Origin of the sequence: Carnimonas bestiolae, assembly GCF_051251145.1 — a bacterium.
Lineage (GTDB): Bacteria > Pseudomonadota > Gammaproteobacteria > Pseudomonadales > Halomonadaceae > Carnimonas > Carnimonas bestiolae.
Genome location: NZ_JBPCZK010000013.1, coordinates 35330 through 58407, shown reverse-complemented (window position 1 = coordinate 58407; position 23078 = coordinate 35330). Strand labels below are relative to the sequence as shown.

The 23078-nt window shown below is 57.8% G+C and carries 20 protein-coding genes, 1 tRNA gene and 1 pseudogene; 9 read left to right on the top strand and 13 right to left on the bottom strand.

Annotated features, from left to right (window positions below):
* Position 1 precedes the first annotated feature (1 nt).
* Together R84865_RS12685 and pgi are read right to left on the bottom strand one after the other, a co-directional pair.
* Positions 2-598, bottom strand: coding sequence for a YqiA/YcfP family alpha/beta fold hydrolase (locus R84865_RS12685; protein WP_435639859.1), 597 nt, complete (start codon positions 596-598; stop codon positions 2-4).
* A gap of 182 nt (positions 599-780) precedes the next feature.
* Positions 781-2421: a glucose-6-phosphate isomerase gene (pgi, locus tag R84865_RS12680; protein WP_435639858.1), complete on the bottom strand. Its 1641-nt coding sequence runs from the start codon at positions 2419-2421 to the stop codon at positions 781-783.
* Positions 2422-2688: 267 nt separating this feature from the next.
* Here pgi and cmoA point away from each other — a divergent pair, with 267 nt between their 5' ends.
* Both cmoA and cmoB read left to right on the top strand, forming a co-directional pair.
* The gene (gene cmoA / locus R84865_RS12675; protein WP_435639857.1) at positions 2689-3453 is read left to right on the top strand and encodes a carboxy-S-adenosyl-L-methionine synthase CmoA; all 765 of its coding nucleotides are present in this window, start codon (positions 2689-2691) and stop codon (positions 3451-3453) included.
* Positions 3453-4445 (top strand): tRNA 5-methoxyuridine(34)/uridine 5-oxyacetic acid(34) synthase CmoB, encoded by a 993-nt coding sequence (gene cmoB, locus R84865_RS12670; RefSeq protein ID WP_435636705.1) that lies wholly within the window; start codon positions 3453-3455, stop codon positions 4443-4445. Before cmoA ends, cmoB begins: the two co-directional genes overlap by 1 nt.
* Positions 4446-4517: 72 nt before the next feature.
* Here cmoB and R84865_RS12665 read toward each other — a convergent pair whose 3' ends face one another.
* Positions 4518-5108 carry a hypothetical protein gene (locus R84865_RS12665; RefSeq protein ID WP_435639856.1) on the bottom strand — a complete coding sequence of 197 codons (591 nt, stop codon included), beginning with the start codon at positions 5106-5108 and terminating at the stop codon, positions 4518-4520.
* Between R84865_RS12665 and R84865_RS12660 the strand changes: the two are divergent.
* Positions 5108-5335 (top strand): annotated as a pseudogene (locus R84865_RS12660) (DUF1698 domain-containing protein); the annotation flags it as partial. The gene R84865_RS12665 and the pseudogene R84865_RS12660 sit on opposite strands and share 1 nt — an antisense overlap.
* Before the next feature lie 225 nt (positions 5336-5560).
* The gene (locus R84865_RS12655) at positions 5561-6547 is read left to right on the top strand and encodes a ChuX/HutX family heme-like substrate-binding protein (RefSeq protein ID WP_435639855.1); all 987 of its coding nucleotides are present in this window, start codon (positions 5561-5563) and stop codon (positions 6545-6547) included.
* A gap of 205 nt (positions 6548-6752) precedes the next feature.
* On the opposite strand, the gene cysN is transcribed toward R84865_RS12655, so the two are convergent.
* From cysN to R84865_RS12640, 3 genes are all read right to left on the bottom strand, one after another.
* On the bottom strand, positions 6753-8210 hold the full coding sequence (gene cysN / locus R84865_RS12650; RefSeq protein WP_435636701.1) for a sulfate adenylyltransferase subunit CysN: 1458 nt from the start codon (positions 8208-8210) through the stop codon (positions 6753-6755).
* The gene (gene cysD / locus R84865_RS12645; protein WP_435639854.1) at positions 8210-9154 is read right to left on the bottom strand and encodes a sulfate adenylyltransferase subunit CysD; all 945 of its coding nucleotides are present in this window, start codon (positions 9152-9154) and stop codon (positions 8210-8212) included. The genes cysN and cysD overlap by 1 nt, the downstream gene beginning before the upstream one ends.
* Before the next feature lie 559 nt (positions 9155-9713).
* Positions 9714-10445 carry a metallophosphoesterase family protein gene (locus R84865_RS12640; RefSeq protein WP_435639853.1) on the bottom strand — a complete coding sequence of 244 codons (732 nt, stop codon included), beginning with the start codon at positions 10443-10445 and terminating at the stop codon, positions 9714-9716.
* A gap of 182 nt (positions 10446-10627) precedes the next feature.
* Here R84865_RS12640 and R84865_RS12635 point away from each other — a divergent pair, with 182 nt between their 5' ends.
* Both R84865_RS12635 and R84865_RS12630 read left to right on the top strand, forming a co-directional pair.
* Positions 10628-11725: a carboxynorspermidine decarboxylase gene (locus R84865_RS12635; RefSeq protein WP_435639852.1), complete on the top strand. Its 1098-nt coding sequence runs from the start codon at positions 10628-10630 to the stop codon at positions 11723-11725.
* Between the two features lie 93 nt (positions 11726-11818).
* Positions 11819-13033, top strand: coding sequence for a saccharopine dehydrogenase family protein (locus R84865_RS12630; protein WP_435636697.1), 1215 nt, complete (start codon positions 11819-11821; stop codon positions 13031-13033).
* Between the two features lie 988 nt (positions 13034-14021).
* Here R84865_RS12630 and R84865_RS12625 read toward each other — a convergent pair.
* Complete coding sequence (locus R84865_RS12625; protein WP_435633108.1) at positions 14022-14480, bottom strand: DUF1249 domain-containing protein; 459 nt, start codon at positions 14478-14480, stop codon at positions 14022-14024.
* Positions 14477-15133, bottom strand: a complete 657-nt coding sequence (locus R84865_RS12620; protein ID WP_435633109.1) for an NUDIX domain-containing protein — start codon at positions 15131-15133, stop codon at positions 14477-14479. Before R84865_RS12620 ends, R84865_RS12625 begins: the two co-directional genes overlap by 4 nt.
* A 281-nt stretch (positions 15134-15414) precedes the next feature.
* On the opposite strand from R84865_RS12620, the gene R84865_RS12615 reads away from it, so the two are divergent.
* Entirely contained in the window at positions 15415-15954 is a 540-nt protein-coding gene (locus tag R84865_RS12615; protein ID WP_435639851.1) for a GreA/GreB family elongation factor, read from the top strand.
* 260 nt (positions 15955-16214) lie between these two features.
* A complete protein-coding gene (locus tag R84865_RS12610) occupies positions 16215-16835 on the top strand; it encodes a DUF4136 domain-containing protein (protein ID WP_435639850.1) in 621 nt (206 codons plus the stop codon).
* A gap of 88 nt (positions 16836-16923) precedes the next feature.
* On the opposite strand, the gene R84865_RS12605 is transcribed toward R84865_RS12610, so the two are convergent.
* Positions 16924-17943, bottom strand: coding sequence for a methyltransferase (locus R84865_RS12605; RefSeq protein ID WP_435639849.1), 1020 nt, complete (start codon positions 17941-17943; stop codon positions 16924-16926).
* A 122-nt stretch (positions 17944-18065) separates the two neighbouring features.
* A complete protein-coding gene (locus tag R84865_RS12600; RefSeq protein WP_435639848.1) occupies positions 18066-18848 on the bottom strand; it encodes a methyltransferase domain-containing protein in 783 nt (260 codons plus the stop codon).
* 102 nt (positions 18849-18950) lie between these two features.
* Here R84865_RS12600 and R84865_RS12595 point away from each other — a divergent pair.
* Positions 18951-19027, top strand: a tRNA-Arg gene (locus tag R84865_RS12595).
* 87 nt (positions 19028-19114) lie between these two features.
* Here the strand turns inward: R84865_RS12595 and dctA are convergent.
* From dctA to R84865_RS12580, 3 genes are all read right to left on the bottom strand, one after another.
* The gene (gene dctA, locus R84865_RS12590) at positions 19115-20416 is read right to left on the bottom strand and encodes a C4-dicarboxylate transporter DctA (RefSeq protein WP_435639847.1); all 1302 of its coding nucleotides are present in this window, start codon (positions 20414-20416) and stop codon (positions 19115-19117) included.
* A gap of 476 nt (positions 20417-20892) precedes the next feature.
* Positions 20893-22242, bottom strand: coding sequence for a histidine-type phosphatase (locus tag R84865_RS12585; RefSeq protein ID WP_435639846.1), 1350 nt, complete (start codon positions 22240-22242; stop codon positions 20893-20895).
* Positions 22220-22924, bottom strand: coding sequence for an oligogalacturonate-specific porin KdgM family protein (locus R84865_RS12580; RefSeq protein WP_435639845.1), 705 nt, complete (start codon positions 22922-22924; stop codon positions 22220-22222). The genes R84865_RS12585 and R84865_RS12580 overlap by 23 nt, the downstream gene beginning before the upstream one ends.
* Between the last annotated feature and the right edge of the window lie 154 nt (positions 22925-23078).

Here is a 23078-nt window from a genome sequence, read left to right as displayed (position 1 = left end):
GTTAAGACAAATGAAAGTGGGCGAGCACATTGGGCAACTCCCCCACATAACTCTCCAGCGCGTGATCACCTTCGGGATCGACCTTGAAAGTAGCGCCTTGGTAATACGCGAGCGCCTGACGATAGTCGAGCACTTCATCAACAGCGCCCAGCATAACAAGATAACGCTCGGGTGCAGTGGTTTGCGCAGGCTCCATCTCGCGCAGTTGGTCAACGAAGTGCGCTTCGACCACCACCTGGGAACCGTTGGTTTCGTTGACGTGGGTTTGGTCCACCCACTCACGGGCGAACACCGCCGGATGCACCGCCGGATTGATTAACGCCACCGACTTGATGCCTCGCTGCTCGGCGGCGCAGGTAGCATAGAAGCCCCCCATCGAACTGCCAATCAGCCCAAGCCCGCGCGCCTCTTCTTCGGACAACCCATCGATAATAGCATCGATCTGCGCCATCGCTGTGGCGGGCTCGGCGTCGAGCTGCGGCGCAATGAAGTTGACCGGCGTGCTCAGGGCCTCGATGGCGTGCCGAGTAGCCTGCGCCTTGAACGAATCAGGCGAGCTGTTAAAGCCGTGTAAGTAAAGAACCGTGTTAATACTCATACACATCCATGACCAAGCGTTAGGTAGAAAGTGCCCGTGCCGGTTAAGCATAGATATTCCGCAAAAAAGCTGCATCAATCGTGGCGACTGATGCAGCTTTGGTGGCTGTAAGGCCTGAACTCACCGCGTTAGACGCACAAAATACTGTATACGCAAACAGTGTTCAGGCTCAAGCACTATTGTTACGCCTTGCGAGCAATTTCAATCAAATGACGGGTTGAGTCGTCGAGCTCATCAAGACCTTCACCGGTAATCAGGTTCTGCTCGGTTTCGGTGGCAATTTTCTTACCGAGCTGCACGCCCCACTGATCGAAAGAGTCGATGTCCCAGATAACGCCCTGCACAAACACCTTGTGCTCATAGAGCGCTACCAGAGCGCCGAGGGTTTCGGGATTTACCGAATCGATCAGCAGCGTAGAGGAAGGCTGGTTGCCCGCGTAGCGCTGATACGGAGGCGGTGTCTGTTCGCTCTTGACCGCGTCGTCGCCGAGCATCAGCACGCGCGACTGCGCAAAGCAGTTGGCCAGCGCTAGGCGGTGCTGAACCTTGAAGCTTTCGCGCAGCGCATCGTTGTCGATTTCGTCGTAGCGGTTGAGCGGCGCAATGAAATCGCACGCCACCTTCTGAGTGCCCTGGTGCAGCAACTGATAGAAGGCGTGCTGACCATTAGGACCGACTTCGCCCCAGATAATCGGGCAGGTAGAGTAGTCAACCTGCTGACCAGCGTTGGTCACCGACTTACCGTTGGATTCCATTTCGAGCTGCTGGAAATAGCCCGGCAGGGATTTCAGGCGGCCGTCGTACGGCAGCACCGCCAGCGAGCGAATATCGAGGAAGTCAACGTTCCAGACGCCGGCCAGCGCGAACAGTACCGGCAGGTTGTCTTTGAGTTCAGTGGTGCGGAAGTGCTCGTCCATTTTGTGCGCACCCGCCAGCAGGCGCTGGAAGTTCTCGATGCCCACTTCGATAGCGATGCCCAGACCAATGCCGCTCCACAGCGAGTAGCGACCGCCGACCCAATCCCAGAACAATACCTGGTTTTCGGGCGCGAAGCCCCATTCGTCCATCTTGTCGGCCTGAGTAGACACGCCAATAAAATGGTTGGCCTTGAGCTCAGGCTCTTGCGCACCGGTACCCAGATTCAGCCAGGTCATCGCGGTATCAGCGTTGGCCTTGGTGTCGATGGTGGTAAACGACTTCGAGGAATAGATGAAGATGGTGGTTTCAGGGTCGAGCTTGGGCAGAATGTCGGCCAGCTGAGTGCCATCGATAGTGGAAGCAAAGTGAACAGCCACCGGATTGGAAGACTCGGCACGGAAACCGCTGAGCGCGTTGGACACCATCAGCGGGCCAAGATCAGAGCCGCCTACGCCCAGATTGACCACGTCAGTAACGGTTTTGCCGGTAACGCCTTTCCAGCTACCGGAGTGCAGTTTTTCGACCAGTTCCGCCATGCGCTCGAGCGACTTGTGCACGTCGGCCACTACGTTCTGCCCTTCGACTTCCAGATCATCGCTGGCGGGCTTACGCAGAGCTGTGTGCAGTACCGAGCGATCTTCGGTGGCGTTAATGCGGTCACCGCGGAACATTTGCGGAATCGCCTCTTTGACGCCGGCTTCTTCTGCCAGAGCGATCAGTTTATCGAGGGTTTCCTTACGCAGACGCTGCTTGGAGAAGTCGAGGGTGATGCCCGCGGCCTGTCGGGAGAACGTGCTGAAGCGATCACTGTCTTCAGCGAATAGCTCCTTGAGATGAACGTCGCGCATGCCGCTCTCAAGATGTTCCTGAAGGGCCTTCCACGCCGCAGATTGTTTAATCGACATCAGTCGTCTCTCCCGTTTTGAATGTAATCGTGCCAGCGCCATAAGCCCTGACGTTGCAATTCTTTAACACCGCGCGCCACGTAGCACCGCCACATGGCTATATAATAGAGGCAGCTCACCACTAGAGCGCGTTACCTGATAAGGGGTACCATAGCGCCCGCTACGCCGAGATGACAATGTCGCCATTTCTGGCTGCCAGCTACCTAATGATAACGCGTTTGCATAGCGCTTTACGTTGTCATCTTACGAAAGTTTTGGTCAACCGCAATGAACGATACTCAGCACGACAGAATTTACGCCTCCCCACGGGGCCACGTCACCAATTTCTCATTCGATGAACGCGTGGCGCGCTGTTTTCCCGACATGATCAATCGTTCGGTGCCGGGCTATGCGCAGATTATCTCGATGTGCGGGCTGTTTGCCGAGCGTTGGCTGCGCCCCGGCGGCCGGCTGTACGATCTGGGGTGCTCCCATGGCGCGGTGAGTCTGGCGGTTGCCGAGCGCCTGCCCGAGCGGGCCTGGACGATCACTGCGGTTGACCTGTCGAGCGCAATGGTGGCGCAGGCAAAACGTAATTTCACTACACGCGTACCTGCGGCGCGGCAATCGGATATAGAGCTGCTGGAAGCCGATGTGCTGTCGCTCAACTACCAGCCCGCGTCGATGATTGTGCTTAACTTTACCCTGCAATTCTTACCGCCGGAGCAGCGCGCGGGACTGATCCAGCGGCTTTTCGACGCACTGGAGCCGGGCGGCGCCTTGGTGCTTTCAGAAAAGATTACCCGCGAAAGCAGCGCCATCGATGCAGAAATTTTCGATCTGCATCACGATTTCAAGCGCGCCAACGGCTATTCTCAACTTGAAATCAGCCAAAAGCGCAGCGCGCTGGAGGACGTGATGATTACCGACACGCTCGCAACGCATCATCAGCGGCTGCACGACGCGGGCTTCGAGCGTCACTTCACCTGGTTCGAATACCTTAATTTCGCCTCGATGGTCGCCATCAAAGCCAACGCAGGCGGTGCTTCCTGATGGCTTACGATGCTGAACACCGCGACCTGTACCGTGCCTTTATCGATCAGGGGTTACAGCGCTGGCTGGCGTTGCTGCCAGAACAGCTGGCCGCGGGCCTCGACCGCAAGCGCTTTGGCGATCTTCCTGCTTGGCAGCGTGCGGTAGAAAAGCTGCCCGAACTACCCGAGCAGCGCCGCGTAACCCTCGACAGCGACACCTTGACGGTGGAAGTAGCGCTCAGTGACGCCGATCGCGCCAAAACCGAAAGTCTGCTTCGTCAGCTCAAGCCGTGGCGCAAAGGCCCTTTCCAACTGGCCGACATTTTTATCGATACCGAATGGCGCTCGGACTGGAAGTGGCAGCGCGTTGCGCCTCATATCAGCAGTCTGGCCCATCGCCGCGTACTCGATGTCGGCGGCGGCAGCGGCTACCACGGCTGGCGCATGGCCGGCGCAGGCGCCAGCTTCGTCCTTGTTATTGATCCTTCGCCGCGGTTCTTTTACCAGTTTCACGCGCTGCGACATTTTATTGGCGACGCCGACCAGCACCGCACCCATTTTCTGCCGGTGGGCATCGAAGAACTTCCTCCCCAGTTGGAAGCCTTCGACACGGTATTCTCGATGGGCGTGCTGTATCACCGCCGCTCGCCGCTTGATCACCTTCACCAACTGCGCGAAGCGCTGCGCCCCGGTGGCGAGCTGGTGTTGGAAACACTGGTCGTCGAAGGCGACGAAACCACCGTACTGATGCCCGGCGAGCGCTACGCCGCCATGCCCAACGTCTACTTCCTGCCGTCCTCCAAAGCCCTCGCCCACTGGCTCGAGCGCTGCGGTTTCACCGATGTGCGCATCGTCGATGAGGCCAACACCCAACTGGACGAGCAGCGCAGCACCGACTGGATGACCTTTCAGTCGCTGAAAGACTTCCTCGACCCACAGGATCACCGCAACACCATCGAAGGGTATCCCGCACCGCGCCGAGCGGTACTGGTGGCGACAAGGGAGAAGTAGCGGTGAGTGGCCGTAGAATCAGCGAACGATAAGAGATAGCACGATAGTGCTACGTGCCTCATTATCGATGTACTAAACGTCAGCGAAGCTGTTATGCCCGCCTTTTGCACTAAACAACTTAACGCTATACCGACCAAAGGGAAGCGCGGCATCGTCAACGTCGATTTGCTCGGTATCGACAAGGCGACGTAATCGCTCTTCAAGCGCCATGTCGTTGTCTATAAGCGCACCAAAGGTATCGTGATAGTAAGCAAGCGCATGTGCCACCACCAAGGCGCTGTTCACCCACGACGTATCACCGCCAATGTCCTTGATCGTTGTCAGCAGGATGGAATTCACGTCCCTTGTGGCAAGTGATGTTGGCAGCGCGAAGCCGTTACGTTGTTGATCATCAAGAGACTGCGGACTAGGCGGAATGCTTCGCCCCTTATATTCATGCCAATCAAATTGCGTTAAGTGCTCGGGTATCTGTTCAGGGAAACGCCTGAACGCCAATGCTTTCGCATCGAGCAGCGCTTGAAATATTTCTCTACGCAATGCCCACAAGGATTGTTTTTCCCGGTCATCAAGATCGGGCATCTCTAGCAGTTGATGAGTTAGCTCTGTCGCCAATTTTTCTATCGTGGCAACGCTCTCTTGCCACGCGTCATGTGTAAACGTCATTTTTTCTGCCCTCCTCCAAAGCCCTCGCCCATTGGCTTGAGCGCTGCGGTTTCACCGATGTACGCATCGTCGATGAGGCCGACACCCAACCAGACAAGCAGCGCAGCACCGGCCAGATGACCTTTCAGTCGCTGAAAAACTTCCTCGACCCGCAGGATCACCGCAACTCTATCGAAGGATACCCCGCACCGCGCCGAGCGGTGCTGGTAGCGACAAGGGAGAAGTAGCGAGCGCCCCGCTGGCTGCTGGCTACCACCCATAACTACAGGGTATTGCGGTGAATATTTTGATAAATATTTATTGCTGATATTGCTGGCTCATCTATTGCTTCACCATCAAATAAAAATTATTCTCATTATCACAAATAGGACAGCCACGCTTTCCTTGTACGCCCCCAACTTTGGCCCAACCGCAACTCCCGCCACGAGCTGCAAGGCCCTCGAGGTGCTTTGATGACTCAGGCAGCTATCATTCGCGAAGCTTACCGCGAAGCATTTTCCCGTGTACCCGACTTCAACATTCAGGAGTTGGCGCGCCAGCTTTCGATCAGCCACGGCCATATTCAGGCCGCGCGTATTGGCGATGGCGTCGCTGGTTTGGCGCTAACCCCCTGCGATCTGGTGATGCGCTTGCCTTCGCTGGGCGCGCTGGAAATTACCACCACCTCGTCGTGTTCGACGCTTTCAAGCCACAGCGATCAGCTGAAAATCGCCAGCAGCGATGCGTCTACGGTATCGCTGCGCATGCTGCTGCCGCATTGGCATTGGGCATGCCTGAATCAGGATGAGCACCCGTCGATCGAAGTATTCGACCGCTACGGCCGCCTGCTTCATCGCTTGGCCAGTCGTCCCGATAGCCCGGTTGCCGAGGGGTGGCAGCGTATCGCGCGGCTTCAGCTAGAGCATCAGCCGGCCTTTACCGAACTGGTGGATATTCATCGCGAGCCGGTCGGCGCTGTTGCTCCCGAGCTGCCCTACCTGGCCGACGAATGGAGTGCGCTGCGTAGCGATAGCGACATCACCACCCTGCTCAATAAGCATCGCTTGCGCCGTGTTGAAGCTTACTCGGCGCTGGAAAACCGCTTCACTCAGCGAATGACGCCGCAAGGCTTTGTTGCCACGCTGGAGCGCGCAGCCCAGGCCGAGCGCCCACTGCGCCTCGGCATCGCCAACGCTGGCGCCATCCACCACCACACCGGTGTGTTCGGTCACGTAGGACGTCGTCAGCACCATATTGAAGCGTGCGGCTCGCGCGCCACGCTGCGAATTGAGCGAGAAGCCATTGCCCACACCTGGATGGTCAGCTATCCCAGCGGCGACGGCATGCGTACCCGCCTCGAAGCCTTTGGCGGCAATGGCCGCTTGATCGCGAGCCTGACCGACGCCACGCCAATGCGCATGCCGGCCAGCACCATGCGCGCGATGAGCGTGTTCGGCTGAAGTAACGCACTGAAGCACTCACGCACTCGCTAAGGGAAGTCACTGAGCCGGCGTGATCGGTCACAACGCCCTTCTCAACTGCGATAGCGGCCCAGCGCTGTTAACTGAGTACCGCTAACAGCAGGCGGATAAAACAATGCCCCCGCAGAGGCTTCACGCTTCTACGGGGGCATTGGTCGTTTAGCGACTGGTTAGCTGAGCAACGCTACTCGAGCAGTGTCGGCAGGTCAGCCGTCGATTTTCCGGGGAAGTAGCGCTCAATCAAGGCAGCAAGTTCTTGCCTGAAGCCTTCGACATCGGTGTGGCGCTCGACACTGGCATCGACCTGAGCACGACGAATCATGCCCGCGCCCACCGTTACGTTGGTCAGGCGATCGATCACGATAAAGCTACCGGTGCCGGGAATGGTGCGGTAGCTGTCGAGCGGCAGCCGCTGAGTCAGCGCGACACGCACGCGAGCGATGTCATTCAGGCCAAGCTGATCCGCCTGATAGTGCTCGAGGTCATTAACGTTAATGCCGTAGAGAATCTCGTTCACTTCGCCGCTGGTTTCGCGGGTCGCCAGCTTGATGTCGTACTGACGCCCCGGCACAAGGGGCGCTTCGCCCATCCACACCAGATCAGCGTCGAAGGCATCGCTCAGCACTACATCGTCATCGGCACCGACAATCCAATCGCCGCGCGAAATATCGATTTCATCGGCAAGCGTCACCGTGATCGCTTGATCGGGATAGGCACGCTCAAGATCCCCATCGAAGGTCACAATGCGCTCGACCGTTGACTGCTGGCCGGAAGGCAATGCCTTTACCGCCTGCCCTGGGCGTAGCACCCCTGCCGCCAGCGTGCCCGCGTAGCCGCGGAAGTCGAGATCGGGGCGAGTCACGTACTGCACCGGCAAACGCAGCTGCGTCAGGTTTTGCGCTAGTTCGGTATCGGTGGTTTCGAGCACTTCCAGCAGCGACTTGGCCGACGGATCGGCAAAATACCACGGCGTATGCTCGCTGCGATTAACGATGTTGTCGCCTTCCAGCGCCGAAATGGGCACGAAGCTGATTTCCGGTACTTCGAGCTTTTCAGCGAAGGCCAAGTAGTCGCGCTTGATCTCTTCGAAGCGCTGCTGGCTGAACTCCACCAAATCCATCTTGTTGACCGCGATCACGAAATGCTTGATGCCCAGCAGGTCGCAGATAAAGCTGTGGCGGCGCGTTTGGGTTTGTACGCCATAGCGCGCATCGATCAAGATGACCGCCAGCGCCGCCGTCGAGGCGCCGGTCGCCATATTACGGGTGTACTGCTCATGCCCGGGGGTATCCGCAATAATGAACTTACGCTTGTCGGTAGCGAAGAAGCGATAGGCCACGTCGATGGTAATGCCCTGCTCGCGCTCCGACTGCAAACCATCGACCAGCAGCGCCAAATCGACACGGTCGCCGGTAGTGCCCTGGGTTTTCGAGTCGCGCGTAATCGCCGCCAGCTGATCTTCGAAGATACGCTTGGAATCAAACAGCAAGCGCCCGATCAGCGTCGACTTACCGTCATCTACGCTGCCGCAGGTAATGAAGCGCAGCAGGCCCTTCTGCTCCTGCTCGCGCAGATAGCGGTCGATGTCCGACGCAATCAGCGCTGACTGTTCTTCACTGAAGCTATCATGTTGCTCTGCCATTAGAAGTACCCCTCACGCTTCTTGCGTTCCATCGAGCCAGCCGAATCCTTATCGATAGCGCGCCCGGAACGCTCGGAGGTGCGTGCCAGCAGCATCTCCTGAATGATTTCGGGCAGCGTCGCGGCGTGCGATTCCACCGCGCCGGTCAGGGGATAGCAGCCCAGCGTTCTGAAGCGCACCCAGCGCTGCTCGGGCGTTTCGCCCTCTTCCAGCGGCATACGCTCATCGTCGACCTTGATCAGCATGCCATCGCGCTCAACCACCGGACGAGGCGCGGCGTAATAAAGCGGCACGATCGGAATTTCTTCCAGATAGATGTACTGCCAGATATCCAGTTCCGTCCAATTGGAGAGCGGGAACACACGGATCGACTCGCCCTTATTGATACGGCTGTTGTAAATATTCCACAGCTCCGGACGCTGGTTTTTCGGGTCCCAGCGGTGATGCTTGTCGCGGAAGGAGAACACCCGCTCCTTGGCACGACTGGCTTCCTCATCACGGCGCGCGCCCCCGAACATGGCGTCGAACTGATACTTGTCCAGCGCCTGCTTGAGCGCTTGGGTTTTCATGATATCGGTGTGTTTGGCACTACCGTGATCGAAGGGATTGATACCGGCGGCACGCCCTTCTTCGTTGGTATAGACAATCAGCTCCATACCCGATTCTTTCGCCATGCGATCGCGGAATTCGTACATCTCACGAAATTTCCACGTAGTGTCGACGTGCATCAGCGGGAAAGGCGGCTTGCCGGGATAAAATGCCTTGCGTGCCAAGTGCAGCATCACCGAGGAGTCCTTACCGATGGAGTACATCATCACCGGATTGGAGAACTCGGCCGCCACTTCACGAATAATGTGAATGGACTCGGCTTCCAACTGCTTAAGATGAGTCAACCGTTCAGATGACGGCGTCATCTCGACGGTAGAACGAGCGTCGGATGTCATGCAGAAACCTCATGGGGAGACGGTGCTGGATTCGGTCTAGCATTCGTTGTGTTAACGCGTGTGGCCGTTGCGCTGACGCCACCTGATGCCCTTGCCAAGGGCCATTGCGCGCGGCATATAGAGGCCACCGCCTGAGCGATGCTGCGCGCTGGCAGCCTCGCATCCTGTGGGCGGCGCGGGATGCACACACCCTATAGCGGCATCACTATAACGTCAAAGAATCAGCACCTATGTAGTATGAAGATCTGGTTATAACGACGCCGAATGACTTATAGCGTTTTTTGCTAGTAAGGCAGCTAGGCACCGACACGCCGCCAGCCATGCAACCAAGCGCTGGTGCCGCCGCCAATATCGAATATAGCGGTGACTGGAAGCGCAGCAGCGTTCGAACCAAGGCGCATATCGTCTGCGCGACACCGCTAACGGCAGGTCTTTTGCGCTATCGAGCGAGGCGGCGTGTTTGCTATGCAGAGCACTGTGACGCGAACACTGCTCGCGACCTGAAAAGCGCCAAGAAAGCGTTGCCCGCTCGACTTCCATGCCGAAGCACAGCAGACCGCTAATCCAACGGAAAGCGCACGACCTGCCACCCTTCGAGCTGTTGCTCACCCAGCGTCACCACCAGATAGCCCGGTAACAGCGTGGCATCAGTAGTGAAGTCCTCTTGCGTGGCGTCGAATTGATCGACACAGCCGGGCGAGGTGAGTACCTGCACGGCACCGTGGCGCTGGGCAACCGGGGTATGGATATGCCCGGCCAGCACCGCCGCCGGCGGTGTATCCAGGCGATCAATACAGGCCCAGAAGTCGGCCTTGTCGCGCAGGTCGATACTGCCCATCCAGCGTACCGGCGGAGCGATGGGAGGATGATGCAACGCCACTAGGCTGGGGCCATCGCCAGCAGCCACACGAGTTGCCAGTGCGGCCAGCTGCTCCGCCCCCACTTCACCGCCGTCCCAGCCTGCTACCCACGAGTTCAGCCCGAGCAACCGCCACTGGCCCACGCGCGCTTCCTGCAGTAGCGCTTTGTGGCGCGCCATCTGCTCGGGATCATCGTGATTGCCCGGAATCCAGCCCCATTCGACGCCTAACGCATCACAGCCTTCAATCACCCGCTGATAGCTACGCGACGAGCCATCATCGCTGACATCGCCACACAGCAGTAGATAGTCGAAGGTTTCTGAACGCAGCGCTCGCAGCGCGGCACGAAAGCGTTGCTCGGGGTTATTCCCCCGAACCTGTGCCGCGGGGTCTGCTTGCAAATGAATATCGCTGAGCTGAATTAGACGCATGGAAAATGCTGGATGCCTCGATAAAGCGTTAAGAAAATAGCGCGCAAGATGCACGCATTTCGCGGCAAAGTTCGCTATATTACGCGACTTATCTTTTTGCTGCGGTGGCGCTCGTTATCCTGCCGCGACACTTTTTTTATCAAGTGACTGATTTACGGCACTATGCTGATCGAGCCCGATTGATGATGAAAACGCCCTACTATCTGATCGACAAGCAAAAACTGCTGCGCAATATGCGCATCATGGACCAAGTACGCGAACTGTCGGGAGCCAAAACCTTGCTCGCGCTGAAGTGCTTCGCTACCTGGTGCGTATTCGACCTGATGCGTGAACACATGGATGGTACTACCTCGTCGTCGCTCAACGAAGTGCGCCTCGGCCGTGAAAAGTTCGGTGGCGAAACGCACGCCTACTCGGTGGCATGGGCAGACCACGAAATAGATGAGGCAGTCGGACACGCGGACAAGATTATCTTCAACTCGATTCAGCAGCTCGAGCGCTTCGAACAGGCCGCTAGCGGTATCGAGCGCGGACTGCGCCTCAACCCTGGGGTGTCATCTTCCTCGTTCGATCTGGCCGATCCTGCACGGCCGTTCAGTCGACTGGGTGAATCAGAGCCGCAGCGGGTGCTTGAGGTCATAGATCGTATCAGCGGCGTGATGATTCACAACAATTGCGAAAACGCTGACTTCGCGCTGTTCGATCGCATGCTCAACACCATTGAAACCCGCTTCGGCGCACTGCTTGAGCGTTTGGAGTGGGTCAGCCTGGGCGGCGGCATCCATTTCACCGGTGAAGGCTATCCGCTGGAAGCATTCTGCGCTCGACTAAAAGCCTTCTCCGAGCGTTTTGGAGTGCAGGTTTACCTTGAGCCCGGCGAGGCGGCGATCACCGATACCGCCACCCTTGAAGTCAGCGTGCTCGACACCCTTCATAACGGCAAACCGCTGGCGGTGGTCGACGCGTCCATCGAGGCGCATATGCTCGATCTATTGATCTATCGCGAAGAAGCCAGCATCGTACCCAACCAGGGTGAGCATGAGGTGATGGTGTGCGGTAAGTCGTGTCTGGCGGGTGATGTCTTTGGCACCTTCCGCTTTCCGCAGCCGCTCGAGGTGGGCGATACGCTATCGATCGCCAATGCCGCCGGTTATACGATGGTAAAGAAAAACTGGTTTAATGGTGTCGCCATGCCTGCCATCGCGGTGCGTGAGCTTGACGGCAGCATCACTGAAATTCGCCGTTTCGGCTACGAGGATTACGCGTCCAGCCTGTCGTGAGCAGGCGTGTTCGGTGCGCTAATAGGCGCGCCTTTTCTTTCACGATAAATGATCTCCACCACAACGTGCATTAACGAGGGAATCCCTACTGAAATGAAGAAAAACGTCCTTATCATCGGCGCTGGCGGCGTCGCTCGGGTCGTGGCGCATAAATGTGCGCAAAACAACGATGTCTTTGGCGATATTCATATCGCGTCGCGAACGCTCTCTAAAGCAGAGCAGATCGTCACGTCGATCCACGATAAAAACTCGTTGAAAACGACCGGCACTATCAAGGCTCATGCGCTTGATGCTCTGGATGTAGCAGCAACCAAGAAGGTAATCAGTGATACGGCTTCTGCCATCGTGATTAACGTTGGCTCGGCGTTTCTTAACATGTCGGTACTAACGGCCTGCATCGATACCGGTGCTGCCTATATCGATACAGCGATTCATGAAGACCCGCTCAAGATCTGCGAAACACCGCCCTGGTACGGAAATTACGAGTGGAAACGTCGCGAGGAAGTCAAAAAGGCCGGTATCACCGCCATTCTCGGCGCGGGCTTCGACCCCGGCGTGGTCAATGCGTACGCACGGCTAGCGCTGGATGACTACTTCGATACCCTCGAGTCGATCGATATCGTCGATATCAATGCCGGCAGCCACGGTCGCTACTTTGCGACCAACTTCGACCCCGAAATCAACTTCCGCGAGTTTACCGGCCAAGTGTGGTCGTGGCAGAACCGCGAGTGGGTGTCGAACAAGATGTTCGAAATCGGTCGCGAGTGGGATCTGCCCGTCGTGGGCAAGCAGCAGGCCTATATGACCGGTCACGACGAAATCCATTCGCTGTCGCAAAATCTCGACGTACCCAACGTGCGCTTCTGGATGGGCTTCGGCGAGCGCTATATCAACGTGTTTACGGTGCTGAAAAATCTCGGCCTGCTCTCGGAACAGCCGATCACCACCGCAGAAGGCCAAGAAGTGGTGCCGCTCAAGGTGGTCAAAGCCGTACTTCCCGACCCCGGCTCGTTAGCCCCCGACTACACCGGCAAAACCTGCATTGGTGACCTAGTGAAAGGCACCAAGGATGGTCAGCCCGGCGAAGTGTTTATCTATAACGTTGCCGATCACGAAGAAGCGTACCAAGAGACCGGCGCCCAAGGCATCTCCTATACCGCCGGCGTACCCGCCGTCGCCGCCGCCCTGCTGATTGCCAGCGGCGAATGGGACGTCAAGCACATGGCCAATGTTGAAGAGCTACCGCCCAAGCCCTTTATCGAGGTGCTTGAGCGCATTGGGTTGAAGACGCATGTAGAGGTGAAATAAGCGGCTTATTTGGGTGGCTTATTTGGGAGTCTGCGTGGGCTTGAATTGTCGGTGGCTTTACCGCGAGGCTGATTCTAGAGCCTGCGCAGCCTTTCACTGTTAGCGTCTTAGCAAACGTTATTTATTGATATCTGAAGGGGACCTTGGCAGGCCCCCTTCACCCCCGCCTGCGTCAGGCGCGTCAGACCATCCGCTTGTGCAACTGCGTTGCAGCGGATGATTCCGCGCCTTCCTTTATGAAGTTTGCTGTGTTGATGGATTGGCCGGTGGCTAATTCATGGTTCTGCGTGGGACTTCATTGTTGGCGTTCTTATCGGTGATTCATTCTGAATCCTGCGCAGAGCTTCACTGTTGGCGGCTTTATCGGTTAGCTAATTCTGGAGCCTGCGCGGGCTTTCAATGTTGGCATCTTTACCAGTAACTCATTCCTGAACCTGCGCAGCCTTTCACTGTTAGCGTCTTTTCAAACCAAACCTTTCCTTTGAATGCGAGAGGAACCTTGTCCCTCTCGCGCTCTCCCGCTTGAGGAAGCGCCCCGAATGTGATGTCGCTGTGCACGCACAGCGCACACATTCAATGGGCTGTCATGCCTTGGCAAATAGAATCCCTAGCGTGATTAGCTATCTGCATACGCAAACTTCGTAAGAGGAAGGCGCGGAATCATCCGCTTGCAGCGCGGTTTTGCAAGTGGATGGTCTGACGTGCCTGACGACAGCGGGGGTGAAGGGGGCCTGCAAGGTCCCCTTCAGATATCAATAAATAACGTTTGCTAAGACGCTAACAGTGAAAGGCTGCGCAGGCTTTCGAATAAGCCCGCAGATAAGGACGCTAACACCGAAGAGCTGCGCAGGCTCTCAAATAAGCCAGCAGATAAGGACGCTAACACCGAAGAGCTGCGTAGGCTCTCAAATAAGCCAGCAGATAAGAACGCCAACAAAGAAGTCCCACGCAAGCTCCAGAATAAGCGAGCGAACAAGACCACCAACAATCAACGCCTCAGAGAACCTGCACTCCGCCCATGCTCTAACGCGTGATCGAGCCATTCGCCAAGAAAGCGGTTGAGCTGGAGCTTTTCATCGGGCTGATGCATGTGGGCATTGGGGTAACGATAGCGGCCTTGAAAGTGGCGCTTGCGCTGGAAGTCGACCACTTCTGCCATGCGCACGTCGTGGTACAGATGCACGCGCATACGCGGTGAGTCGACCAGTGCTTCGAGCATGCCGCTTTGGGTGACGTTCAAGCGGGTAGTGTAAGGAGCTTGTTCTTCTACCTCGACGTGCAGGCAGCCGAACGAGCGATCGCTTTCGCCCAGTGCGATATCGATACGCTCTCCCTCGGCACGTCCGCCAATCAGCCGCGACAGGCGCAGAAAGTTACTGGCGCACTCGGCCTGCAAACTCTTGAGGTCTGTCACATAGGCACGTTTTGCGGGCGTGGAAAAGGTCATCCATTACTCCTGGCACGCAGCGACGCACGCTCTCGCGCCAGCCACTGCATTGCAATAATCATCATGCCATTGTCCAACTTGCCTTCCTCCAGCAACTGCATTGCTTTAGGGAAGGGAATGACATGCACTCGAATATCTTCCTGTTCTTCTGCAAGACCGTGAACACCGCCCACCGCACTGCTATCAAGCAACGCGCAATACAGATGCACGCGCTCGGTATAGCACCCCGGTGAAGGGTAGAAAGAGTACAGCGGAATCACCTCAGCAATACGGCAACCGGCCTCTTCCCATGCCTCGCGGCGCGCTACCTGCTCCGGCGTTTCGTCGGTGTCGATCAGTCCTGCCACGACCTCTAGCACCCACGGGGTAGCGCCATCCTGACGCGCAACAATACCTGCGCGTACCTGCTCGACCAGTACCACTGCATCCTCTGCCGGATCGTACAGCAGCACCCCTACCGCATCGTGATGCTCATGCACCTCACGAGTGACTTCTTCACTCCAGCTACCGTCAAATCGACGGTGCTTGTACTTGAGCTTCGAGAAGGTAAAGAAGCCCTGATATACCGGTATATCTGAGGTGAGGTCGACGTCATTTGCGGTAAATTCGACGATTCCGTGTCCTCGATCCGCTTGTTTCGCGTTATCTACCACTGCAGCACTCCGTCATCCAAAACGCTATGCGCTTGCGCTTCGGCCACTGAGCCACAGAAGACGAAACGCTACCCTGCCAAAGGCAATAGAGCGCCACTAAATTCACGATCACGCACCAAGATGGCGCTTACTGGCGCTAAATTCAAGCGCCAGTGCAGCGCACACGTCTGCCCTTCCCGATTTCTCAGGGTTGGTAGACGCCCCTGCCGCCCGCATAATGGGCACATTCCAAGCTATCCTAAAGCGCTATTTGTTTTAGAACCATTATAGGTATGTTACCGATGAAAGGCCGCAACATGACACGTTGGCGTGATCCCGCCAAGGACCCGCGTCAGGAAGCCAAAAGCAATGTCATTACGCGTGCGGGCTTCGAACGAATGCAGGGCCTGTATCAGCATCTGACCAGCGTACGTCGTCCGGAGCTATCACGGAAGACGGGGGAAGCTGCCGCGCAGGGCGATCGCAGCGAGAACGCTGATTACACCTACAATAAACGCGAGCTCAACAAAACCATCAGCCGCATTCGCTATCTGGGCAAACGCCTGGATGAGCTGACCGTGGTCGATCGTGCTCCCGACGACCCGAGCCGCGTATTCTTCGCCGCTTACGTTACGCTCGAAGACGATAATGGCGATGAGCTGGAGCTGCGGATTGTCGGCCCCGATGAAACCGTCCCGGATAAACACTGGATTAGCGTGGATTCGCCAATGGCACGCGCGCTGCTGGGCAAGCGTCTCGATGATGAAGTGGAAGTCGCTGCGCCAGCGGGGATCGCTCATTATATCGTGACGGATATCCGCTACGACGACGCAAAGGCGTAGCATTAGCCGGCCTGAATATGGGATCACACGAAATGAACAGCCTGACGCGCTTTAGCTGACAACACCGTCCGCCCCGCCGTTTCGAGCTACAAACCCTTACGTTCGGCACAAGCTTCTTGCCCCATTACACGGTAAACTTGATCAACGCGCTCGGTTACGCGCTTTTGCTGGCTCGACACCCTGAGCTGGCGTACCAAGCATCTCGCTGAGAGTCGCGGAGGCTCACAGCTTATTCGGTCTTTTTGCAGGAGTTCCCTGTTATGCCGTTGCCTTCTCTCTTGCCCGCGAATGCCTTGAGAACAACGTTGATGGCGCTTGCGCTAGTGGCGCTTAGCGCATGCAGCAGCGTGGTCACTCAGCGCGACTATGACCCCACCCGCGACTTCGCCACCTATCACCACTGGCAGTGGGCGTCACCGCGGGTAGTGTTCACGCCTGACAATACCCTAACGCGCAGCAGCTTAACGGCAGAGCGCATCGATCAGGCGCTCAACGAACAACTGCCCGGCAAAGGCCTAACGCCCGCCAGAACCGAAAAAGGCGCCGACGTGCTGCTACAGGCGACCGTCGCCTATACCCACCGCACCCAGGAAGATCCTTTCTACGATGGCTCCTGGGGACCATGGGGCCCGTGGGGGCCGCGCGGCTATTACGGCGGCTACTATGGTGGCTGGGGCGGTCCGGGCTTCTATGGACCGCGGGTGCGAAGATTCCCGGTAACTATCCTTCAGCTCGATATGTACGACCGTCGCGATGGCCAGTTGGTGTGGCGCGGGCGAGTAGAGCGCGATACTGACGACAGCGCGTCGCCGCAGCAGCGAGCGCAAATTATTGCAGGACTGGTAGAGGAGGCGTTGAAGCAATATCCGCCGGGACCTTGATCGCGCTTCCCACAGGCAAACAAACGGCCCCATTACGGGGCCGTTTGTGTAAGCACTGCTCTGAGCGTAGAACTCGCCTAGCGCTGCGTTAGCGCTTGCGAGTGCGTCGCGGAGAAGATGCGCGGTAGATACGATAGCGCCCGTCCTCTTCCAGGGTATCGACACGCTCAAAGCACGCTTCCAAGGCCGCGCGATAAGGAAGAAACACGTTCGCCACTATGTAAAGTTTACCGCCGGGCCGCAGCCGGCTGGGCGCTTGCTCGATCAACCGTCGCGCGGGGCCTATATCAACATCGCGCGCTTGGTGAAACGGTGGATTCGATACAATCACGTCGAAGGACTCAGCGACTTCTTCCAGCATATCGCCAATAGCGACCGCCCCCTCCATGCCGTTCAACGCCAGTGAACGTCGGGTGGTCTCGACCGCAAAGGCGTCGACGTCCAGCGCCGTTACTTCAGCACCCGCTCGCGCCAGCCACAGGCTGATAATGCCATCACCGCAGCCCACATCCAGCGCACTGCCGGAAACACCCTTGGGAAACTCCTGAGCCAAGCGCGTGAGCAGCATGTCGGTACCGGCATCCAGCCGCCCATTGGCAAACACCCCCGGATGCGTGGCCAACTTCAATTCAAGCGCGCTGTACTCACCCCACTCGGGCGCGGCGATATCCACTGGCTTGGCGCGTGTCGCGAACAGCGAGCAGCGGCGTGCGTTATCGAGCCGCGCGCACTCGAGCCCTGCGGCCTCAAGCACCTTGGGTACGCGTTTGATACCGCCCTGATGCTCACCCACGATCTCAATCGGCGCTCCTTCCGGCAGCCAATGACACAGCGTTTGCAGCCACCATAGCCCCAGGGCATGGCTTTTCGGCCAGAACAGCAGTGCCCCGTCGCTGCACTGAGCAGGCGCGGCAAGGCCCAACTGCACCTGTTGGCGGTGCTGCTCCAGCACCTTGGCCACCGCAAGATCGGTTACCCACGCGCTGCCCAGGTGCGGCAAGAAAGCAGCTGCCGCCAGCGGCACCGCCACCTGACAAGCATTGCTATCAAGCTGCGAGGCTCCGCGCTCGAGCAGTTGGCACACAGGAGGAATAGTATGAGAAGCCATAGATACGTTTAGATTCGCTCAAACGGTGGCAGCACTCGACTGCCGAGATGGAATAGGACACGCCCAGAAGGATAGCGACGTTAGGACAGGCAATGGAAGCTCAGCCGCGTGCGCGCTCCGCATCATAGCGGGCGATACAGGCTGTAGTGCAGATAACGGCCCATGCGCCAGAACGGATCGACGCGGCAATGGGCGAATTCGAGCTCACGCAGTTGGGCCAACTGAGCTTCACTGGGAAACTTCTCACGCAGATAATCGTGGAATACCCGAATGCCGGTGATGCCCCTTATTTCGAGGCCTGCCTCCGCGCACCACTCGGCGATCTGCTGATGCGTTAACGGCGAGATGGGCGTCAATCGCGTGCCGCGCCCCTTGCCCGCCAAATCGTTGTTGAGCGCCTTGTCGAAATTGCCCTTCACCACGTTGGAGAGCAGCAGCGCGTCACGATTGAACACCATCAGCGACAGCCACCCGCCCGGCGCGAGCTGGTTCGCCAATGCGTCGAAGCCTTCACGCGGCTGCGCCATCCACTCAAGCACCGCATGGCAGATGATGCGCGGCCAGGGCCCCGGCGCTAGCGACGCCAACGACTGCACATCGCCCTGCACCAGCGTCACGTCGAGCCCCTGCAAGCGCTCTCGAGCAAACTCGAGCATCTCAGCGGCTGGCTCTATCAAAGTCACCCGATGACCGCGCTCAGCGGCCCACGCCGACATCTGGCCCAAGCCGCCCCCAGCATCCAGCAGCGGCTCACAGGCAAACGGTATATCCAGCGCCAGCGCATGCTGCACCAGCGCCAACCGCAACCGCCCCCGCGACGCACCGTAAAGGCTGCGCCCGAACTTCGCCGCCATTGCACCAGTAAAATAGCGATCTTCCGCCACGCCAAGGCACTCCACTGCCATTGCAAAGCCAGCAAGTTTACTCGCCCCAGCAGCCAAGCCCAAGCGCGCCCTTTCCCTCGACCGCCAGAATCCCTATAATTCTGGCCTTCACCTCCCGCGCAAGCCCTTATAGCTCAGCTGGATAGAGCGTCCCCCTCCTAAGGGGAAGGTCGCAGGTTCGACTCCTGCTGAGGGCGCCATTTATCTCTTCTAGCGCGCATTCCCCCCTAGCCTTTTTCTCCACGCCCAAAACAGCCCTTCTCCCGCCTCCTCAACTCAACTTTCCCCTAAGTCTGCCCTTGCTGAACCTCGTGCGCGCGATAAGGCATTTCCCCATTTAGCACGCGCTGCGCTTTGGCGACGTCGAAGTCGCGTTCCCATTTGCCTATGGCGATGGTGGCGACGCAGTTGCCGAGTACGTTGGTCAGGGCGCGGGCGATGCCGATGAACCAGTCGATGGGCAAGATGACGGCGAGTGCGGCGACCGGTAGTGAGGGGATTGCTGAGAGGGTAGCGGCGAGGATAACGATGGCGGAGCCTGGGACGCCATGCGCGCCTTTGGAGGTGACCATGGAGACTGCGAGAATCAGCGCTAGATCACCGCCGCTGAGTGCAGTGCCGGTGAAGTGCGCGATAAATACCACGGCCATGGTGATGTAAATGGAGAAGCCGTCGAGATTGAACGAATAGCCGGTAGGAATTACCAAGCCTACCGTGGAACGCCCTACTCCCAGCCATTCAAGCTTGCTCATTATTTGCGGCAGCACAACGTCGGAGGCGGTGGTGCCGAAGACAATGCCGAGTTCGGTGCGCAGGTAGACCATCAGTTTTTTCAGGCTAACGCCGCAGAAAGCTGCAATAGCGCCGAGCACGACAACAATAAAGATCAGACAGGTCGCGAAATACAGCACTAAAAATCCGGCCAGATTGCTCAGCGAGCCGAGTCCATAGTGCCCCACCATATAGGCAACCGATCCGAATACGCCCAGTGGCGCGGCGCGCACTAAAATGCCCATCATGCGGAACATCACGGTGCTCAATTGATCGATCAACGTCACGATAGGACGCACTTTGTCGCCGCTTAGCGCTAGGGCGACCCCAAACAGTACCGAGAGCACCAGCACCTGTAGCACGTCACCGTCGGCAAAAGCGCCGATAAAGGTGTCGGGAATCAGTCCGGTAAGGAAATCGACCAAGCTGTTCATATGAGCACCGTGAGAGGCATCCGCCAGCGCGCTTTGACTCTCATCGATGTGAAGCTGAGTATGGCTTCCTAAGCCTGTTAACAGCGACACCACCAACCCCAGCAGCAGCGCTACAACACTGACCACCTCGAAATAGAGAATGGCTTTGCCGACCAAACGCCCCACATGCCGAAGATTGGCATTGGCGGTGATACCGTGCACCACAATCAGAAACACCAGGGGGGCGATCACCATCTTGATCAGCTTGATAAAGCTATCGCCTAGCGGCTTGAACGCCTCGGCAGACTCAGGAAGAAACCAGCCAAATAGCGCACCTGCCACCAGCGCAATCACCACCTGCCAAAAAATAGAGCGTCCCATGCGCCGAGCTATCGCTACCGCCATTAATCCCTTCTCCACATTCACACTTCACTTCATTGCGCTACGTCGTTGACTAGCAAGCAGCGGTCGTCCAGCAAAAGCTGGTGAGCGTGAAAGTGCAAAATGCGGGCCATGCACCGAAGGAAGCTTCCGTGACTCGCACCAAAGCGCAAGGCAAAGGTAGGCGCGCCACGCGTGAGGATCATCGGGGGGCCTGCTTCATCGGCGCAGCGACCACGCTCAGCCGCCCCGCTGCGGATCATGAAGGCACGCTGCGCAACACTGGCTTGCGGGTCCTGATGCGTGCGCTGAAACTTCACGCGACCTGCGGTGGACGAAAAGGATGTCGAAGCGGGAGCAAGGGCCCGCCGTGGGATAGAAGACACCACCGAATCTGCGATGGATAAGCACCAGCATGGTGCATGCCTATCGTTTGCACAGCGCAGCCGCTGCACCAGCGTGCTTATTCGCTGGGCAGCGTGCCGTTGTTTCTTTAAATGCTACTCAAACAATGTCGGCGGGTGCGGCAACTCAACAAGCTGGCGACGAGCCCGGGCAACCACCGCTGATAGCGGGCAGAGTCTGCCTACCGAGGTGGCGCGGCACCCCTCCCCGTTAAGCTCAGCGGCGGGCAACGGGTGACGTGCGTCCAGCGGGCTTAGGCGACGCCATTGGTCGAGCGAGCGCGCTCGGAACACCACGCGCAGCCATTGAGAGTTATCCGCGAGATTGCGGTAACGCTGGAGCTCCAGGCTTCCGCCCGGCGGGATATCATTGCGCGGGTAGCCAGGCAACTGCCAATTAAAGCCCAGCATGGTTTGCACCTGCGCGATATTGGTGTCGTGCCCCACCAGCATCACAAGCGGCCGATTCAGTGCGTCGAGGTGGGCGCGTGGGGCGTTATCAGCGTTGTCGGGCGACAGGGCGGCAAGCATTTGCTCGAGCAGCAGCGATCCGCCGTGGCGCGCGTATTCCGGCGTATCGCTAAGCAGATCGTACTTGGCCGCGTGAAGCGCCATGAGCTCGCGTACCGTGTTGGCATCGCGACCATGCCCGAAAGCCACCTGAGCGATGGGCATATTCTCGCTGTACTGCTCGCGGATGGTTTCAGCAATACTGGAGCCTTCCGACACCGGCCCCGTCAGTTTGGCTTTGCCACTCTTCGAGAAGGCAACTCCCCACGGCTCATCGAGAAAACCGCAAGCGTCTTTGGCATCGCTACAGACCACTCGGCGCATCTGCGCTACCGCGTGCTGATAGTGCCTGGCAGCGGCCTGCGGTGATCCGCCCATCCGCGCCAGCACCCGCTGCCTTACCTTATGCGTATCCAGCGGCGATAGCCCCAGCGAGGCTTGCGAGAACAGTGGATCTTGCTGGGCGGCGGAAAAATGCGGCGCGAGGCCACAGCCAGGGAACATGCCATCCGCCAGTGCCAATCCCGTTGCCTTGGTGCGTTGATCAACATCGGACCAGATAAATAGCTGATCCGATAAGGGACAGCCGGCACTATCCTTAAGCCGAAGCCCCCGTGCACGCCAGTCAGCCAGCTGGTAGGCCGCCTGGTCGGCAACTCCCTTGTAGCCGTGCCCCGTCAGGTGATTATCCGGCACACTGAACTCGGGCCATTGGCGACCAGTTGCGCGATTTAGCTTGGCGGTATTGCCTTGCGGCCTTACCCCATGACGGCCAAGCATCACCACTTGTTCGAGCTGGTAATGATCCGCCCGGTTCGAGGTGCCAGTCTGGTCCGCAGCGGCGGGTAGCGATAGCAGCGCGAAACCACCCGCTATCATTACCGTGCATAGCTGTTTGAGTACTGAAACGCTTCTATAAGGTGTAGCTGAGGCCAAGATAGCTCTCCGTTTCACGCTTGCTGGAATCATCGGCGACCGAGACATTCTTGAATTCAATAAATGGCGCCCAGTGCGGGTTGATGCGGTAGGCAAGTTCCACGTCGTGCTTGTAATCGCTGTGGCCGTTGTTGAAGAGCGCGTGATTACCGTTGTAATGCGTGTATTCATAGCCGAGGGTCCAGCGCCCCATTTGCTGCGACGCAGATGCTTTGATTTCGTGGGTGCGAGTGACCGATTTGCCGCGCTTATCCTTAACGTAGAACACATACCCCACGCCTACCTTGGTGCCCTTGAATAGCTTGTACTGCGCTTTCAGCTCGGGCTTGTACTTCTTTTCCTTGTCTTTAATCGCGTACTTGATTTCAGGCACCAGCCTCCAGCGCGGCGCGACTTTCCAGCCGTACTTGAGCGTATATTCGCGCTCATTCAGTTTGTCATCATCAAACGCATTGCCCGCATCACCGTTGGGCTTCTCGCGCGGCACGAACTTGTATTTTGCCTTGATACCAACGGCGCCGAAAAAAGAATGAGAGAAAGCGAAGATATCTTTATGTTTCTCGGATCTGTCGGCGTACTCATGCGCATAGTCGAGCGATAACGCCCAGCCGCTAGCACTAACGCCAAGCGCAGCAACGAGCAGGCAGGCACTCAGCGCCCACCGGAAATAAACAGCTGACACAGTAATCCTTGGTATGCATGACCCATTGTTGGGCAAGCAAGATACGCAGGAAAAATGACAGCGCTGTGAGCCTTACATGATGGCTAGGTGACACCGCCCTCCCCACGTCACCATTTAAGGAAGGTGGCCGAAGGCAGCGCGGATTCACCGAAAA

Coding starts and splice junctions, on each gene's coding strand:
- R84865_RS12685 (WP_435639859.1), bottom strand. CDS start 598: ATGAGTATTAACACGGTTCTTTACTTACACGGCTTTAACAGCTCGCCT.
- cysN (WP_435636701.1), bottom strand. CDS start 8,210: ATGGCAGAGCAACATGATAGCTTCAGTGAAGAACAGTCAGCGCTGATT.
- R84865_RS12605 (WP_435639849.1), bottom strand. CDS start 17,943: ATGGCTTCTCATACTATTCCTCCTGTGTGCCAACTGCTCGAGCGCGGA.
- R84865_RS12600 (WP_435639848.1), bottom strand. CDS start 18,848: ATGGCAGTGGAGTGCCTTGGCGTGGCGGAAGATCGCTATTTTACTGGT.
- R84865_RS12610 (WP_435639850.1), top strand. CDS start 16,215: ATGCCGTTGCCTTCTCTCTTGCCCGCGAATGCCTTGAGAACAACGTTG.
- dctA (WP_435639847.1), bottom strand. CDS start 20,416: ATGGCGGTAGCGATAGCTCGGCGCATGGGACGCTCTATTTTTTGGCAG.
- R84865_RS12635 (WP_435639852.1), top strand. CDS start 10,628: ATGATGAAAACGCCCTACTATCTGATCGACAAGCAAAAACTGCTGCGC.
- R84865_RS12640 (WP_435639853.1), bottom strand. CDS start 10,445: ATGCGTCTAATTCAGCTCAGCGATATTCATTTGCAAGCAGACCCCGCG.
- pgi (WP_435639858.1), bottom strand. CDS start 2,421: ATGTCGATTAAACAATCTGCGGCGTGGAAGGCCCTTCAGGAACATCTT.
- R84865_RS12630 (WP_435636697.1), top strand. CDS start 11,819: ATGAAGAAAAACGTCCTTATCATCGGCGCTGGCGGCGTCGCTCGGGTC.
- cmoB (WP_435636705.1), top strand. CDS start 3,453: ATGGCTTACGATGCTGAACACCGCGACCTGTACCGTGCCTTTATCGAT.
- R84865_RS12655 (WP_435639855.1), top strand. CDS start 5,561: ATGACTCAGGCAGCTATCATTCGCGAAGCTTACCGCGAAGCATTTTCC.
- cysD (WP_435639854.1), bottom strand. CDS start 9,154: ATGACATCCGACGCTCGTTCTACCGTCGAGATGACGCCGTCATCTGAA.
- cmoA (WP_435639857.1), top strand. CDS start 2,689: ATGAACGATACTCAGCACGACAGAATTTACGCCTCCCCACGGGGCCAC.
- R84865_RS12615 (WP_435639851.1), top strand. CDS start 15,415: ATGAAAGGCCGCAACATGACACGTTGGCGTGATCCCGCCAAGGACCCG.
- R84865_RS12665 (WP_435639856.1), bottom strand. CDS start 5,108: ATGACGTTTACACATGACGCGTGGCAAGAGAGCGTTGCCACGATAGAA.
- R84865_RS12625 (WP_435633108.1), bottom strand. CDS start 14,480: ATGACCTTTTCCACGCCCGCAAAACGTGCCTATGTGACAGACCTCAAG.